This is a genomic window from Thauera butanivorans, from assembly GCF_048398245.1.
GTDB lineage: Bacteria > Pseudomonadota > Gammaproteobacteria > Burkholderiales > Rhodocyclaceae > Thauera > Thauera butanivorans.
In genome coordinates, this window is sequence record NZ_CP183038.1 from 2,424,619 (window position 1) to 2,438,697 (window position 14,079).

Annotated in this window: 14 protein-coding genes; 6 read left to right on the forward strand and 8 right to left on the reverse strand. The window is 62.6% G+C overall.

Features of this window, described 5'->3' with window-relative positions; all coding sequences use genetic code 11:
• Positions 1 to 25: 25 nt before the first annotated feature.
• The 7 genes from cas6e to ACNQFN_RS11880 form a co-directional block, all read right to left on the reverse strand.
• Complete coding sequence (cas6e, locus tag ACNQFN_RS11850) at positions 26 to 664, reverse strand: type I-E CRISPR-associated protein Cas6/Cse3/CasE (protein WP_418646594.1); 639 nt, start codon at positions 662 to 664, stop codon at positions 26 to 28.
• The gene (gene cas5e, locus ACNQFN_RS11855) at positions 639 to 1,307 is read right to left on the reverse strand and encodes a type I-E CRISPR-associated protein Cas5/CasD (protein ID WP_418646595.1); all 669 of its coding nucleotides are present in this window, start codon (positions 1,305 to 1,307) and stop codon (positions 639 to 641) included. The genes cas6e and cas5e overlap by 26 nt, the downstream gene beginning before the upstream one ends.
• A 3-nt stretch (positions 1,308 to 1,310) precedes the next feature.
• Complete coding sequence (gene cas7e, locus ACNQFN_RS11860) at positions 1,311 to 2,468, reverse strand: type I-E CRISPR-associated protein Cas7/Cse4/CasC (protein WP_418646596.1); 1,158 nt, start codon at positions 2,466 to 2,468, stop codon at positions 1,311 to 1,313.
• Entirely contained in the window at positions 2,465 to 2,986 is a 522-nt protein-coding gene (casB, locus tag ACNQFN_RS11865; protein WP_418646597.1) for a type I-E CRISPR-associated protein Cse2/CasB, read from the reverse strand. Before casB ends, cas7e begins: the two co-directional genes overlap by 4 nt.
• Positions 2,983 to 4,539 (reverse strand): type I-E CRISPR-associated protein Cse1/CasA, encoded by a 1,557-nt coding sequence (casA, locus tag ACNQFN_RS11870; RefSeq protein ID WP_418646598.1) that lies wholly within the window; start codon positions 4,537 to 4,539, stop codon positions 2,983 to 2,985. The genes casB and casA overlap by 4 nt, the downstream gene beginning before the upstream one ends.
• Before the next feature lie 13 nt (positions 4,540 to 4,552).
• A complete protein-coding gene (gene cas3 / locus ACNQFN_RS11875; protein WP_418646599.1) occupies positions 4,553 to 7,198 on the reverse strand; it encodes a CRISPR-associated helicase Cas3' in 2,646 nt (881 codons plus the stop codon).
• Between the two features lie 524 nt (positions 7,199 to 7,722).
• Positions 7,723 to 9,801 (reverse strand): c-type cytochrome, encoded by a 2,079-nt coding sequence (locus ACNQFN_RS11880; RefSeq protein WP_418646600.1) that lies wholly within the window; start codon positions 9,799 to 9,801, stop codon positions 7,723 to 7,725.
• Positions 9,802 to 10,196: 395 nt separating this feature from the next.
• On the opposite strand from ACNQFN_RS11880, the gene ACNQFN_RS11885 reads away from it, so the two are divergent.
• From ACNQFN_RS11885 to ACNQFN_RS11910, 6 genes are all read left to right on the forward strand, one after another.
• Positions 10,197 to 11,108: a PEP-CTERM sorting domain-containing protein gene (locus ACNQFN_RS11885; RefSeq protein ID WP_418646601.1), complete on the forward strand. Its 912-nt coding sequence runs from the start codon at positions 10,197 to 10,199 to the stop codon at positions 11,106 to 11,108.
• A 277-nt stretch (positions 11,109 to 11,385) separates the two neighbouring features.
• A complete protein-coding gene (locus ACNQFN_RS11890; RefSeq protein WP_418646602.1) occupies positions 11,386 to 12,048 on the forward strand; it encodes an MOSC domain-containing protein in 663 nt (220 codons plus the stop codon).
• Between the two features lie 105 nt (positions 12,049 to 12,153).
• Positions 12,154 to 12,291, forward strand: a complete 138-nt coding sequence (locus ACNQFN_RS11895) for a hypothetical protein (protein WP_418646603.1) — start codon at positions 12,154 to 12,156, stop codon at positions 12,289 to 12,291.
• Positions 12,292 to 12,332: 41 nt separating this feature from the next.
• On the forward strand, positions 12,333 to 12,545 hold the full coding sequence (locus ACNQFN_RS11900) for a dodecin (protein WP_068635140.1): 213 nt from the start codon (positions 12,333 to 12,335) through the stop codon (positions 12,543 to 12,545).
• Positions 12,546 to 12,570: 25 nt separating this feature from the next.
• Positions 12,571 to 12,714, forward strand: a complete 144-nt coding sequence (locus ACNQFN_RS11905) for an AMP-binding enzyme (RefSeq protein WP_245650829.1) — start codon at positions 12,571 to 12,573, stop codon at positions 12,712 to 12,714.
• 71 nt (positions 12,715 to 12,785) lie between these two features.
• Positions 12,786 to 13,715 (forward strand): pyridoxal-phosphate dependent enzyme, encoded by a 930-nt coding sequence (locus ACNQFN_RS11910; RefSeq protein WP_418646604.1) that lies wholly within the window; start codon positions 12,786 to 12,788, stop codon positions 13,713 to 13,715.
• Positions 13,716 to 13,796: 81 nt separating this feature from the next.
• Here the strand turns inward: ACNQFN_RS11910 and ACNQFN_RS11915 are convergent, their stop codons facing one another.
• Entirely contained in the window at positions 13,797 to 13,967 is a 171-nt protein-coding gene (locus ACNQFN_RS11915; RefSeq protein WP_217999547.1) for a hypothetical protein, read from the reverse strand.
• Positions 13,968 to 14,079 lie beyond the last annotated feature (112 nt).

A 14,079-nucleotide genomic window follows, 5' to 3' on the forward strand; every position in this document is an offset into this window, starting at 1 on the left:
TCCCGAAGTGTGCGTCGTGTGGCAATTATCGCCGAATGGGTGCGGGTGCAACCGACAGCATTCCCAGTCCCAGCGCTTTGGCATGGCCTATGCCTTTTATCAGCGCCGACCCGACTCGTTCCGGATTATCCACCCTCAGCAGACCGTCGAACTGTACCACCTGCAGTGTGATTCGCCGGCCACTGCGTCCCTGTTGGTAGCTTACGCGCTCGCTGCGACCTATGCGGGTGTGCAGTGAGGTGAAACCGTGCTGCTGCCCCTGCCGGACCAACCACCCCAGTTGCTCCTCTTCGCGCATCAAGCCATAGCGTTTGCCGGCGCGGGTGACTGTTGGGTTGCACACCAGCCGGAACACATAACAGCGGTCTGCCTCCAGCAGTTGCTCAACTGGAACGGGTTTGTCCGGATACAGGGTGCGGATGTAGCCCGGCTCTTCCTGCAGGCGTTGCCAGCAGCCGGCTGTGGCAGACTGTAACAGGACAGTGGCCCCCTCTTCGGGAGAGCGGTCGCCGCCGTGTTCCAGCCGCCACAGGAAACGCACTGGCGGGCTGTCGATGCTGTCGGCAAACACCCGGCTCAGGGTGCGGTGCATTTCATAGGCGTTCGCCAGATCCCGCCGCGCCTGCGGATGGGTGGGGTCAAGCACCAGTTTGGACAGGAACATCCAGCACCTCCGAGAGTACGAAACGGGGGCCGAAGCGACGTTCGGCAAAGGACGACAGGGGCTGATCCATCTTCATCAGGCCGGAACGGTCGGCAGATTCCAGAGACAGAATTCTTGGTGTACGTGGCTGACCTCGCTGTGCTGGGGCGATGGACGGCCACTGGGTCAAAGCCTCGCGCAGATCGGCATCCACCACTGCGCCAGGCATCCAGATCGGTTCCGATGGAACATAAGATTTTCGGCCAAGAGCAAGAGGCCAGACCGGATCAGCAAATGCGGCGTGTGCGCGTTCGAGCAAGATACGGTCCTCGCCACACAACCCAACCAGGAAAGCGGCATCGGCGAGGTAGTGACGGGTGGTGACGGCAGTGTCGTGGATCTTCGAACCATCGGCCGAAATCACCCGCTGTGCCGTCTGGTAATCGCGCTTTGGCACTCCCGGTCGGTCATGGCGCACCCCCATGCGCAAGCGGCACAGGGGCTCCAGGTCGGCCCAGTTCTCCCGATCCATGCCCAGCGCCGCTGCCACCAGCCCGAGTACGCCGGACTTGCTGGGTTCCTTGCCGGTATCTCGTTCGTCGAAGCGGCTGGTGGTGCCCCAGGACTGCATCGGCCCCACCAGGCGCAGCAGTAAGGTGGCCATGATTCAGCCCTGCTGCACTTCGGCGATCACCGCATCCAGCAGCGCCGCGAGCGATGCAATTGGCTGGGCCGCATCGCCGATCTCCGCGCCGGAAAGGTCGAGCACGAAGGCAGCCGCCTCGCCGCCATAGGCCGCTTGCAGCGTTTTGGCCTTGCCGAGCAGCGCATTGGCGGAGTTGCGCGTCAGGTTGTCACGGGCGCGGATGGCAGTTTCGAAGGCATTGGCCAGATTGCGCGGAGCGGTATTGCGGCGCACCGTTGCCAGCACGAACTCCGGTGGGTTGTGTGCAGCAAAAGTGTTCTGCTTGCCGGTGGGCTCAGCTACGACAAAGCCTTCGAGGAAGGCGCGCAACCCCTTGGCAGCCAGTTCGCCGTCTCCTTGCAGATTCGCGCCCAGCTTTTCCCAATCGACCACGGCATAGCGGTAGAAGCAGGCGGAATTGAATTCGACCGTGCCCATCATGTCCGCCCCAGCGGTGTCCTCGGGCTTGAGATCGTCTACGGCGGTGTAGAAGTCGAATTCCCGCTCCACCGCGTGAGTAGACAAAGCATGGGCGACCTGGCAGGCGGCGTACTGGTTCTTCTCGGGCATGTCGGCCAGCATGCGCCCGAACAGCGCCACATCCAATGCCTTGCCACCGTTGAACACCTTGTCCAGTGCCTTCCTGATATCTGGATCAATGCCTTGCGCGGCCTGCTTCTTGGCCTTGCCCGCTTTCTTGCCCTCGGTGGTGGGCGTTGCGGACGCAACCAGGGCATCCCACTTTTCATGTACCACCTCGGCGATGCCGGCGATTTCGCGCTGACCGAGGAAGAGCAGGTATTCGGTCTTGCCTTCGTCCTTGATCGCAAGCTCCATGGCCCCCAGAGCCAATGTGGCCTTCTCTTTTGCATCGGTCGGGTCCCGGCCTCTTTCGACCAGGATTTCGATTAGCGCTTCAAGTACTCGCTTGCTACGCCGCGCCAAGTCGTCCGTGCTCAGAATGCCCTGCGATACCTGCTCGCCAAAGAACTGCCGCACTGCCCGCTTCGTACACTGACTGGAAATACGCGCCCGGCGTGTACCGCCAAACAGCGCATCCTTCGGCGCGCCGGTGTCGTCGCGGTTGAGGTTGGACGGCGCGAAGTTCTGCAGGGCGTGGATTTCAACGATGGTCTTCATGCGGACTCCTCTTCGGTTTCGGATTCTTCAGGCAGATCGGTGTCTTGCTGCAGCGTGCGGTAGAACTGGCGTGCCCACTGGTTCTGGGTGCGCTTGTCCGGGGATTGCCAGCGCAGGAGGTCGGTGAGCAGTGCGTCGAAATCAATGGTGTGATCCTTCAGCAGAGCGACCATCTGGCGCAGCCGATAGGGCAGTTCGTCGGGGTTCGCATCGAGCAGGGCGATGAAGCGGCGCTCGGTGCTGGCCGACTTGCTTGCCAACTGGAGCAGGGCGGCGGCCTTGCCGATGGGCTGGATACCGCCGCTACGCTCCGCCTTCCAATGAGCCGCCCATAGCGCCGCGACCAGGTAATGAACTTGTCGCCGCCAATGGCTGGCATCTTCCGCCAGGAAGGGTTCGACATAGGGGTAGGCTGCGGGAAAGACACCAGGGGCGAAGGCCAAGCTGCGGCGCAGCACGGCGCGAACGCGGCTATCGCGCTTGTTCATCTCCTCCAGCCAGTCGAGGTAAGCACTCATGCAGGCTCCTTGTCGGGTTCGAGTTTGGAAATTTCATCATTGAGCTTCCCGATGTGGCGCAGTACCGAAGCCTCGGCCAAGGCAAGCGCGCGGATCGCCCAGGCATCGCCGACGGCAACGCCCGATGCGTAGGCACGCCAGGCGGTGCTCATGGCGGAACGCACATGGCGCAGCCACGACAGGCGGATGTCTTCGGGGTCACTATCCTCGGTGTATTCGGCCAGAACCTGATGAAAGCGAGGTTCCAGGTTGGACCAGTAGCTATCGGTGACGGGCATCTGGCGCACGAAGTTGCTCACATCCTTTCCTGCAGGTTCCCGTTCGCCACGACTAAGCAGGTTGCGGGCAAAGGACTTGCAGGCGTACCACAAGGCGGTCTGTGCCTCTTCCGACTCGGCCAGCAAGGTGCGAATCTCCGCTCGTACAGAGCGATCTCCGGCCAGTGCAGATGGCAGGCTGAAACGCTCCATGCGCCAGTATTCGATCTTGGCCTTGTCATTGGACTGACCTGCCACCATCACCGTGGAAGGAAAGCGCTCCGGCACTGCACGGCCCAAGTCAACAGCATGCTCAATCACTTGAGGCGCACACCTTGCAGCGTCGGGCAATAGGGAGTCGAAGTCGCGCCAGAATCCCCGTTCACGAAAGATCATGGGCAAGCGGCCTTTCTTTTCGTCGACTCGATAGCCGAGCATCGGGTCGGTCTGCTGTTCCGCCCGATGCCCCACGCCCGATGCGAAGGCAAGCCGCGGCACCATGAGATCCGCGTCGACCTGTAAGCGCACAGCGCGAATGCGCCAAGTGTAGCGATCCGCATAGCCGCTGACAGCCCGCTCGCATCCGCTTTTCAATGCTTCCAGCGTTTCCGGCGCCCGTTCCCAGAGAGGAATATCTTGCTCCAGCACCAAACGATTCTGCGGAACGAGCAAGAACGAAAGGGTATCTCGCAGACTGTGCCCCAATGGTATGGCCATCGCCGCAGTGGCGGACGGTGCCGTGCCGGTATGGGACAACTCGCTCTTGCCGCAACTCACCGAGAAAGTCTGCGTCGCCAGCAGCCAGCGGGTGGCCTGGGCTGGAGGGATTGCGCCGGCTTGATTCACGTCCACATGGTCGGACAGGACTTTGGCGTTGTCGGCGTTGTGCTCGGCGGCCAGTACGGTCCACGCCCGCCATATCCGGGGCTTGAATGTGGGAATCTGTCCGAAGGGGAAATGCGCGTCAAATAACCAGAAATGCTCACGCCATTGCGCCAGATAAGCCTCTATCTTCTCGGTCGGCCAACCCTGTTTGAACCAGGTTCTGGCCTGCTGCCCGTCCGACGGCCCCTCCAGCGCTCGGTACAGCACCGCCAGCAGGAAGCGATGCAGCGCAGCGACCACCAGAGGTGAAGCATCCTGAATCTCGGCGATGCGGTCTGCCTGCAGAAGCGTTTCGCGGATGCCCAGTTCGCTGCGTGAGCCGTCCTGCCAGAGAACAGGTATCCACGGCTCATCGATGAGATTGAAACTCGGTGTGACCGCCGGTTCTGCGCTTTTTGTACTGTCGGCCATTGTGTCTCCGTGTTCAAGTGTTATTGTCATAGATCAGGCCTAAGGCCGCATCAAGACGGACTGATGGGTCGTCCAGCCAGCGTCCGAGTTCATCCAGGTATAGGGGAAAGCTGTTGCGCAACAGCGGGGATTGCTGCCACGTTTCAGGAATGCCCCGTGCCTTGAGCTGTTTCACCACCCCTTTGCGACCGACGCGCAACGCCTGCAGCGACCATGCCTTGGCCTGCTCGAAGCTGGGTGCGGTTTCGGCAACGAAGCCATCGGTTGGTCCCAAGGGAATCACGATCAGGGACTCGTCGCCCAGGCGGGTCTGGGCGGCCAGGGTGCGATGCACGAAGGGGTCGTTTTCGTCGTAGAGGGCAAATCGTGCCGGTTCGTCCCAGGACGCGTCATCAGGCATACCGATAATGGCGGCATGGGCCTGCTGGGTCTTGGTGATGTCGTTACCGTCGGATTCCATGAGCGCCTTGTCCAGCCGGGACTGTAATTCCTCCGGGATGGGAACGTTTTCCTCGTAGACTGCCTGTACGAGCGTGTCGATGTCGTCGGGCAGGATGATTTGCCGGTGCGCTGGCTGCCGCAGCAAACACCAAGTGCGCAGTAAAATCGATTCGGCATAAACCGCGCTCCACCACAGCGGGCGGCCGAAATCCTCCGGCGCATCTCCGGCCAGACCAGCGATCAGCAGCACCGGAAGAGCAACAGGACGCTGCGGCCTGGGATGGCGCCATAGCCGGCCGGCCCGTTGCAGCAGCAGATCAATGGGGGCGAGGTCGGTTGCAATGACATCGAAGTCCAGATCCAGGCTTTGTTCGGCCACCTGGGTGGCGATCAGGAGCTTGCGACCGCTGCGCAGTTCGCCATGCTCTCCACCGGATTTACCGAAAATATCAAGCACTCGCTGCTCGCGTACCTGGCGCTGCTTGGCTGGGAAACGAGCATGGAACAGATAAATCTCGCTACCATCGTTCAGCCGCTTGCCGACTGGATCTCCATCCCGCAGCAACGGGATACCTTCGGGGAGCAAGCCATACAGCTCCTGCGCCCGCTGCACCGTATTGACCAGTGCGAGGCCCATACCGCCATCGGCCAGGTTGTGCATCAGCGCAGCCTGCATCTCGTCGAGGGTGGTGCCAATCGGCTGGATGTCGACGGTCAGACGCCTTTCGGGATCGGCTTCGAAATGGATTTGCCGGATTGCTCCGCTGGTGAAGGCGCTTAATCGTGGGTAAGGCGTTTCAGTGGTGGGCAGTTCGGCGCCTACCGCCTTGGCCAAATTGCGCCGGATGGCAGGTGGCAAAGTGGCCGAGAGCAACACCACCGACGAACCCAGTGCATGTAGCCAACGTACCAAATGGATGAGTAGCGTGCCGGTGTAGGCGTCGTAAGCGTGAATTTCATCGAACACCACCACCCGGTTGGCCAATCCCCATAAGCGTACGAAGTGATGACGCACCGGCAGGATGGGCAGCAAGGCCTGATCCACCGTGCCCACGCCATATTCGGAGAGCAATGCCCGCTTCTTGTGGGTGAACCACTCGCTGGCCCTGATCTGTGCGTTTACGGGGTGCTCTTCGTCATGGACCGACGTCAGGCGAAGTTGCTGGAAGCTGTCATTGAGCAGCGTGCCCCCGTGCAGCAATTGCACGTCCAGTACACGGTCGGCGCTGCGCGCGCGCAAAAAAGCCAGCGTGCGGACGAACATGGCATTGCCCGTGGCTTGGGTGGGCAAAGCCATATACAAGCCACGATGCTCGAAGCGACGCTGCAGTTCCAGGTGTGCAAACCACGCAGCCTCGGTCTTGCCCTCGCCCATGGGGGCCTCGATGAGCAGAATGGCGGGCTCGGCCAACTCTTCCAGTGCGACCTCCACGGCATTCTGCAAAGGGCGTGGAGCAAAACCGAAGGCTTCGGAAAAACTGTTGCGACGTGTCAGCAGGGGCCTGCGCGGCTGCCAGCCGATTGCGTCCAGTGCCTGTACGGCAGTGTCGCAGCGGGCTTCAAACCATTTCTTCGGCGCGGCAGTATCGGTTGCGGCACCAAATCCGAACCAGTCGGTATTGGAGCCGATCCAGTCGGCAAAGCTGGTGAGTCCGGCCAATAGCATGAACTCCGGGCCGGGGAGGGTGGATGTGCTTGGAAACGCCGTTGGTTCGAAAACTTCGAACAGAGTGTCGAGCAATTGAAAGCGGACTTCGGCCCAAGGGCTCTTTCCGACGGCGCTGCGATCCCATTCGAGATTTTCAAGCGTGGTCGGCGAGGCCCGATTGCCATGGTGACAACCTATCGCATCGGCAGCCAGCCGGGCGAGCTCATCGGGCCAGTTGCGCTGGACCAGCCAAGCGGCCAGTGCGATCTGGCTGACGAAGGCGTGGTTTATATTGGTGTTCGGGCTGCGGCCCGGATCGAGTCCGGAGATGTTCTGCCACTTGCACTGAAAACCGGGGCAGGCCTTGCCGAGATCATGGGCTGCAATCAGAAGAAGCAGCCACGGTTTGGCTTCTTCCCAAGACAGTCCAAGGGCACGTGCAAACTGACGACGGGTCTGCCGCGGTTCGCGATTCAGGATTTCAAGCGCAGCCGCTGCCACATCGAGGCAGTGCAACAACAGGGGGTGCCACCTGCCTTCTCCGTCAGTTTTCGCCCAGATGTTGGTCATTCTCGTAGGAAGGGCTGCAGCGTGGGAAGCCCCTTGTCGTGTTGCCTTTGCAGTCATGGAATACAAAACCGCTATTGTATGCATGATGCAAAATTTCGCCGGCAAATGGCTCGTATGACGGGCTACTTCGGCAGTGCTCCGTGTCGTACTTCACGGCGCCTGACCGGTGGTCGGCTTGCAGGCTTCGGTGCAGGGTTTGCTTGAATCCTCCGACAGCCTTGGGTGTGCGGCTGCTTGGTTGTCGCATCCAACAGCAACGTCTCTCCGGGACGATTGCCGGGAGATGCTGGGTGCGACTGATTTCCTGGTGCCGAGCTTGCCCAATCTGGCGACGGCGCTTGATGGTGTGCGTGCCAGTTTGGATGACCCGGCCGCGCTGCGTCGGTGCAGCGCGGCCGAATCTGCCTGTACTCCCTTATCGTTCAAGCCAGTTTTCAATGATCAGGCTGGAATCGTCGCGCAAACCGGCCTCGTCTTTAGTTACCGGCGTGCAGCCTGCCGCTGGCTCGACATCCAGCCGCTGCTCAGTAGCGCGCGTCGCTTGGCTTGCCGCCCTTGGGCCAGTCATTGACCTTGGGTGCGAAGTCCGGGCGGGGCAGGTGGCTGAACCAGGCCGCCACGTCCACCGCTTCCTGGTCGGACAGCCCGCCCTGGCCGAGCGGGAAGCTGCCGTGGAAGGCGATCGGCATGTTGCGTTTGACGAAGGCCGCGGCAGTGTAGATGCGGGCCATGCCGGCGCCGATGTTGAACGAGTGCTCGCCGCCCAGCGGCGGATAGACCCAGCGGCCCCTGGCGTCCTTGATGCCTTCGCCTTCGTCGCCGTGGCAGACGGCGCACTGGGCGGCGTAGATCAGCTTGCCGTTGTCGGGGTCGGGTACGATGCTGCGGTCGATCTTGCCGATGCCCCGGCCCTCGACGCGATCCTCGGGCTTGGTCTCGCGCTTCATCCAGTCGAAGTAGGCGACCATCGCCTTCATCTCGTCCGACTCCTTGGGCAGCGCCTTGCCGTTCATCGAGCGCTGGAAGCAGCCGTTGATGCGCTCTTCCAGCGTGATTTCGCGGCCCGCGCGGGCGCCATAGCTGGGGAAGAAGGCCGACACGCCGACGTAGGGCGAACCATCGGCCACGGTGCCGGCGTTCAAATGGCAACTGGCGCAGTTCATCGCTGCGCCGACGTGATCGGGCAGCATGCGGGCAGTGTCGATGTTCAGGCGCGCGCCCAGCACCAGTTGCTCGGCGTTCGCTTCCTTCAGCATGTCGGCCAGCCGCGGCGTCTCGAACGGCCGCTCGTCGATGCCCTTGGCGCCGAGGTGCTTGCGCACGCTGCCGACCTCGCTTGCGAGGATTTCACGTGCATCGCTGCGGCCCCAGCTGCGGCGGGTGAAGTTCAGGATCTCGGCGATTTCCTCGTCGCCCAGTTGCGCGAAGGCCGGCATGTACAGCGGCCGCGCATGACTTTCGGTCACCGGCGCACGCCAGCCGGTGAGCATGATGTGGATCAGCGTGGCCGGGTCCTGCGACTGCAGCGTGTGGTTGCCGGTCAGCGGCGGGAACACATTGGGTACGCCGTCGCCGTTGGCGCGGTGGCAGTCGGCGCAGAACTGCAGGTAGCCCAGGCCGCCGCGGGTGGTGAAGATGTTGGTCGGCACGTCGTCGTCCGGCGCTGCACCCATGCCTGCCGACAGCGGGACGATGTTCGGCGCCGGGCCCTGGGCCACCTGCATCGGCAGGTCGTCCTTGCCCGCCGGCAGCGACTTCAGATACACGCCCACGGCCAGCAGGTCCTCGTCCGTCATGTACTGGGTGCTGTGCTGCACCACGTCCACCATGTTGCCCGAGACGGTGCCGTGCTTGTTGCGGCCGGTCTTGAGCATCTCGGCGGTGTCCTCCGGCGTCCACAGGTTGCGCAGGCTCAGCGCGCGCCAGCCTTCGACGGTTTCGCCGGCCAGGAACATGGCGCCCTTGCCGCCCTGGTCGCTCATGGTCTTTTCCTGGAAGGCGAAGCCGCGCGGCGTGTGGCAGGCACCGCAATGGCCCAGGCTCTGCACGATGTAGGCGCCGCGGTTCCACTGTTCCGATTCGTTCGCGACCGGCTCGAATGCCTCGTCGTCGAGGAAGACGGCATTCCACAGCGACAGGCCCCAGCGCATGCTGAAGGGCCAGTCCATGTCGTTCTCCTTGTTCGCCTGCTCGACCGGCTCGACGCCGTTCAGCATGTAGGCGTACAGGTCGCGCATGTCCTGCGCGGTCATCCTGGCGTAGGACGGGTAGGGCATGGCCGGGTACAGGTTGTGGCCGTCGGCGGCCACGCCCTTGCGCATGGCGCGGTCGAACTGCTCGAACGTGTATCGGCCGATGCCGGTCTTGCCGTCGGGCGTGATGTTGGTGGAATACAAGATGCCGAACGGCGTCTCCAGCGCCCGCCCGCCGGCCATCGGCTTGCCGTCCGGCGCGGTGTGACAGGCGACGCAGTCGCCCATGCGGGCAATGTATTCGCCGCGCCTGACCACATCGGCCTGCGCCGTGCCGGCCGATGCGGTAGCGGAGGCCAGCAACAGCGAACAGCCGATGCCGACCGCTCGCAGGATCGCTCGCGTATTCATGGAAAGCTCCCTTTGGCTCATGACGATTTGACTTGCCGGGAGCTTATTTCCTTGTTCATGGAAGGGATATAAGAAAATCTCCCTAGCGGCCTGTCGGGCTTGGGCTCGGCAGCTTGCTGGTCATGGCTACACGAAGGCGGGATGCCGATGGGTTTTCGCCACGGACAGAATGGCGTTTGAACTTTCTACGCGCGGGCTCAGCGCGGGGTATTCAACCAGACCGCGGTGATGTCGAAATTTATTACATTTATAGTATTGAAATCATCAATAAAATCACAATATTTTGATTTTATTGATTTTTATAAGATGGCATGCCGTTTGCTAGTCGGTGTGCGGCCTGTCCTCCATCCTGGTCAGTCAATTTGTCACGTACTTCGATTCACAAAGAGGCGCTCATGAAAATTTTTACCTTGAGTATTGCGGCCCTTGCTGCCGCGCTGACGTCCGGCACGACCCTGGCTGCGCCGGTCCTGCTCGAATCCCAATCTGTGCGGGTGAATATTACCGATGGGGGGGTGTTCAATTCTTTGCGCTTTGACCCCACCGGCACCGGCAACTTCCCTGCGGACAAGGATTATGTATCGCCCGGGATTCCCTTTGAAGGCTTCGGCATCAGGTTGACGGATTCCACTGGTTCCGCGCGCTCGTACTCGAATTCCAACTCTGGCGGCTTGTCGCTTTCCGGTACCACGTCGGTGGCAAGCGGCTCGTTCGACTTCGGCGCCACCTGGAGCACGACGACCAACCTGTTCTCGCTGACGCACCTGTTCTACTTCAACGAAGGCGACCAGCGCGTGAACATCCAGACCACGTTCACTGCGAACGCGAACCTGGACAACGTGCGTATCTCGCGCGCCGTCGATCCCGATCCGGACAACTACTCGGGCGGTAGCGCGGCCACGAACAACCAGCGTGGCATTGCGGATCAGGGCGTTTCGCTGGAGGACTTCGTCGGCTCGCTCGGCGCGATCTCCGGCTACCCGCTGGGCCTGTTCTATTCGGGCCCGATCGCGCACAACACGGGCATCGTCGGCGCCTGCTGCTCGGTGACCGATCCGGATGTCTATCTGGCTGGCGGCAACCAGGGCAACTCCAGTTCTGGCGACCATGGCATCGGCCTGGCATTCAACCTGGGTGATCTGTTGAGCGGCGATACCGTTGTGTGGAACTACGCATACGTGATGGGCGGCTCGCTCGACACGATCGATATCCCGGTTGAGCCCGGCAAGGTGCCCGAGCCCGGCTCGCTGGCCCTGGCCTGCCTGGGCCTGGTTGGTTTGGCTGCTGCTCGCCGCCGCAAGCACTGATCTCAGCTTCGATTGCACGCACAACCCGGCTTTGGCCGGGTTGTGCGTAGGCGATGATCAGGGCAGTGAGGATCATTCCAAGAATTTCTGGCGCGTACACCAGGAAGCCTGCCGATGGTTAAATCGTGTGGCTTGGAATGCATCGCTCTACATCCACTATGCGCGGTCGGGCGATCGCGCTGTGGCGCCGCCATCGGCACGCAAGCGCGTCTTCGATGGCCCGGGTGGGGCGGGTTCAGGTAAGCTGATTTTCCCTGTTCCGATCCATGGAGAAGCGATGAAAAGCACGGTCGATCAGGTCTTCGTCGGACGCGTGCGGCTGATGCTGCCCGAAGGCGAGGCCAGCGGAATCTTCAAGTCGGCGGTCGACGGCCCGGTCCAACTGGGCACGACTGGGCTGGCGGGAGACGAGCAGGCCGACCTGCGCCACCACGGCGGGCCGGACAAGGCGCTGCATCACTATCCGGCCGAGCACTACGCGCTGCTGGCCGAGGAGTGGCCGCAGTGCGCGCAGATCGTCGGGCCGGGTGTATTGGGCGAAAACATCAGCACGCGCGGCTTGGTCGAGCACGACATCTGCATCGGCGACGTGCTGCGCATCGGCGAGGCGCATGTGCAGGTCAGCCAGCCGCGCTCGCCATGCTGGAAGATCGACCTGCGGCTGAAGGTGAAGGACGCCTCGCGCTTCGTCGAGGCCGCGGGCGTCACCGGCTGGTATTACCGGGTACTGCGGGAAGGTCGCCTGTGCGCCGGGGATGGCATCGAACTGCTCGAACGGCCGAATCCCTGGCTGACGCTGGCCGAATACTGGGACACGGTGACGGCGCACCGGCCCGATCCTGCGGCGCTGCGCCGCATCGCAGCGGCACCGGGACTTGCGGCGGACAAGGCCGGGCGCTGGCTGGAGAGGGCGGCCTGGCTGGAGGCGAATGCCGGCTGAGCGACGCGCTGCGGCAGGCGCGAGCGGAGATGTGCGGCTACACTGAAGGCATTGGCCGCGCCTGAGGCGAAAGGGGCGTTTCAGGAGCGAACGGGACCGACTGACATGGCATTCAAACTCATCGTTTTCATCGGCATCCTCATCGCGGTGGCAGTGCTCGGCGTACGTGCCTACCGTTCTTCGGTGCGGAATTTCGAAGCGCGGCAAGTGTCTTCCAGCCATTGCGATGGCGATTCGAACTGAGAAGGCCGATTCCCCGGCCTCACCACCAAGAGGAGGCTCACATGTCCGATCACGTCTATAAGCTCGTCGAGGTCGTCGGCTCGTCCCACGAGGGCAGCGATGCTGCCATTCGCAACGCCATCGAGGCTGCGGCGCAGTCCATCCGCCACATCGACTGGTTCGAAGTGGTGGAAACCCGCGGCCACGTCGTCGATGGCAAGGTGGCGCACTTCCAGGTCACGCTGAAGATCGGCTTCCGGCTCGAAGCCGATTGAGGTCTGTGGGCGGGCGGCGGAGGACTTGATTGCCTACGTGCCCACCAGGCTCGCTTCGTTCAAGGTGCCCAAGCGCGTGTTCTTTGTCGAGGACATGCCGCGCAATGCTTCGGGCAAGCTGCTCAAGCGCGAGCTACGCGCGCGCTACGCAAGCGAGGCCGAGGGCTGAGCGTTTTCCCGCCGGGATCTTGCCTGGCCCGGAGTCATTTATTATCCGCTTTTCTGATTTTCTGCTTGCCCATGCCTTTGCACATCGAAACCCCGCTGATCGCATCCGATTCCCTGAGCCAGGCCGCAGGCCGGCGCATCAGGCTCAAGCTCGACAACTTGCAGCCTTCGGGCTCCTTCAAGATTCGTGGTATCGGCGCGGCCTGCAAAGCGCACGCACGAACGGGCAAGCGCCGTTTCGTGTCCTCTTCCGGCGGCAATGCCGGTATCGCCGTGGCCTATGCCGGCCGCTGCCTGTCCGTGCCGGTCGTCGTGGTGGTGCCGGAAACCACCACTGAGCGAGCCCGGGCCTTGATCCGCGCACAAGGCGCGGAATTGGTCGTACATGGAGCGGCTTGGCATGAAGCCCATGCGCTGGCGCAATCCCTGCTGGGCGAGGAAGACGCCTTTCTTCACCCGTTCGATGACCCGCTGCTTTGGCAAGGCCATGCCACCCTGATCGACGAGGTGGCGGCGGCCGGCACCAAGCCCGATGCCATCGTGCTGTCGGTGGGCGGCGGCGGCCTGTTCTGCGGTGTGGTGGAAGGCTTGCGCCGCAATGGCTGGCAGGACGTGCCCATCGTCGCCGCAGAAACGGGTGGCGCCGATGCGCTGGCGCGTTCGCTCGCGGCAAACGAGCGCATCGCGCTGGATGCCATCACCAGCATCGCCACGTCGCTGGGCGCGCGACAGGTATGCAAGCATGCATTCACCCTGGCGCAGCAGCATCCGGTACGGCCCGCGGTGGTCAGCGACCAGGCTGCCGTGCAGGCGTGCGAGCGCTTCCTCGACGACCATCGGATGCTGGTGGAGCCCGCCTGCGGTGCCAGCCTGGCGGTGGCCTACGGGCAGGCTGGCGCATTGGCCGATGCCGCTGATGTGCTGGTGGTAGTGTGCGGCGGCGTAACCGCCACCGCCCAGCAGTTGCACCAGTGGCATGCCGCATTGGATGCGAATCCATGAGTCAGTCATGTATCCATGCTGGCCCGGAAATCTGACGGGCTGAAAGGGTCTGGCACCGCACTGCCAGGGGATCGTCCCGATCTACCGGCCTTGCTCCCTGAGCCAGCCGTCATGCAGCCACTTCTCGGTCTTGCGATGGCCTGGGAAGGTGATCCATACGATGTCGCGCTCGAACACCATCGGTTTTTCGTCGCTGCCGAGGATGACCCAGAACCAGCGCCCGTCGGCCAGATTGCGAGCTTTGACTTTCATGCCGGTCAGGGTGACGGTTTCGCTGCGGCCATCGCGCTGCACATGGATCGGCTCATCGTGCGGGTCGATCCATGGGTGAATCTCCTTTCAATGGATTCCGGTGTACCGAGGG

What these genes read in the sequence shown, in the direction of transcription:
- cas6e (WP_418646594.1), bottom strand. Translation starts at nt 664, where the DNA reads ATGTTCCTGTCCAAACTGGTGCTTGACCCCACCCATCCGCAGGCGCGG.
- cas5e (WP_418646595.1), bottom strand. Translation starts at nt 1,307, where the DNA reads ATGGCCACCTTACTGCTGCGCCTGGTGGGGCCGATGCAGTCCTGGGGC.
- cas7e (WP_418646596.1), bottom strand. Translation starts at nt 2,468, where the DNA reads ATGAAGACCATCGTTGAAATCCACGCCCTGCAGAACTTCGCGCCGTCC.
- casB (WP_418646597.1), bottom strand. Translation starts at nt 2,986, where the DNA reads ATGAGTGCTTACCTCGACTGGCTGGAGGAGATGAACAAGCGCGATAGC.
- casA (WP_418646598.1), bottom strand. Translation starts at nt 4,539, where the DNA reads ATGGCCGACAGTACAAAAAGCGCAGAACCGGCGGTCACACCGAGTTTC.
- cas3 (WP_418646599.1), bottom strand. Translation starts at nt 7,198, where the DNA reads ATGACCAACATCTGGGCGAAAACTGACGGAGAAGGCAGGTGGCACCCC.
- ACNQFN_RS11880 (WP_418646600.1), bottom strand. Translation starts at nt 9,801, where the DNA reads ATGAATACGCGAGCGATCCTGCGAGCGGTCGGCATCGGCTGTTCGCTG.
- ACNQFN_RS11885 (WP_418646601.1), top strand. Translation starts at nt 10,197, where the DNA reads ATGAAAATTTTTACCTTGAGTATTGCGGCCCTTGCTGCCGCGCTGACG.
- ACNQFN_RS11890 (WP_418646602.1), top strand. Translation starts at nt 11,386, where the DNA reads ATGAAAAGCACGGTCGATCAGGTCTTCGTCGGACGCGTGCGGCTGATG.
- ACNQFN_RS11895 (WP_418646603.1), top strand. Translation starts at nt 12,154, where the DNA reads ATGGCATTCAAACTCATCGTTTTCATCGGCATCCTCATCGCGGTGGCA.
- ACNQFN_RS11900 (WP_068635140.1), top strand. Translation starts at nt 12,333, where the DNA reads ATGTCCGATCACGTCTATAAGCTCGTCGAGGTCGTCGGCTCGTCCCAC.
- ACNQFN_RS11910 (WP_418646604.1), top strand. Translation starts at nt 12,786, where the DNA reads ATGCCTTTGCACATCGAAACCCCGCTGATCGCATCCGATTCCCTGAGC.
- ACNQFN_RS11915 (WP_217999547.1), bottom strand. Translation starts at nt 13,967, where the DNA reads ATGAAAGTCAAAGCTCGCAATCTGGCCGACGGGCGCTGGTTCTGGGTC.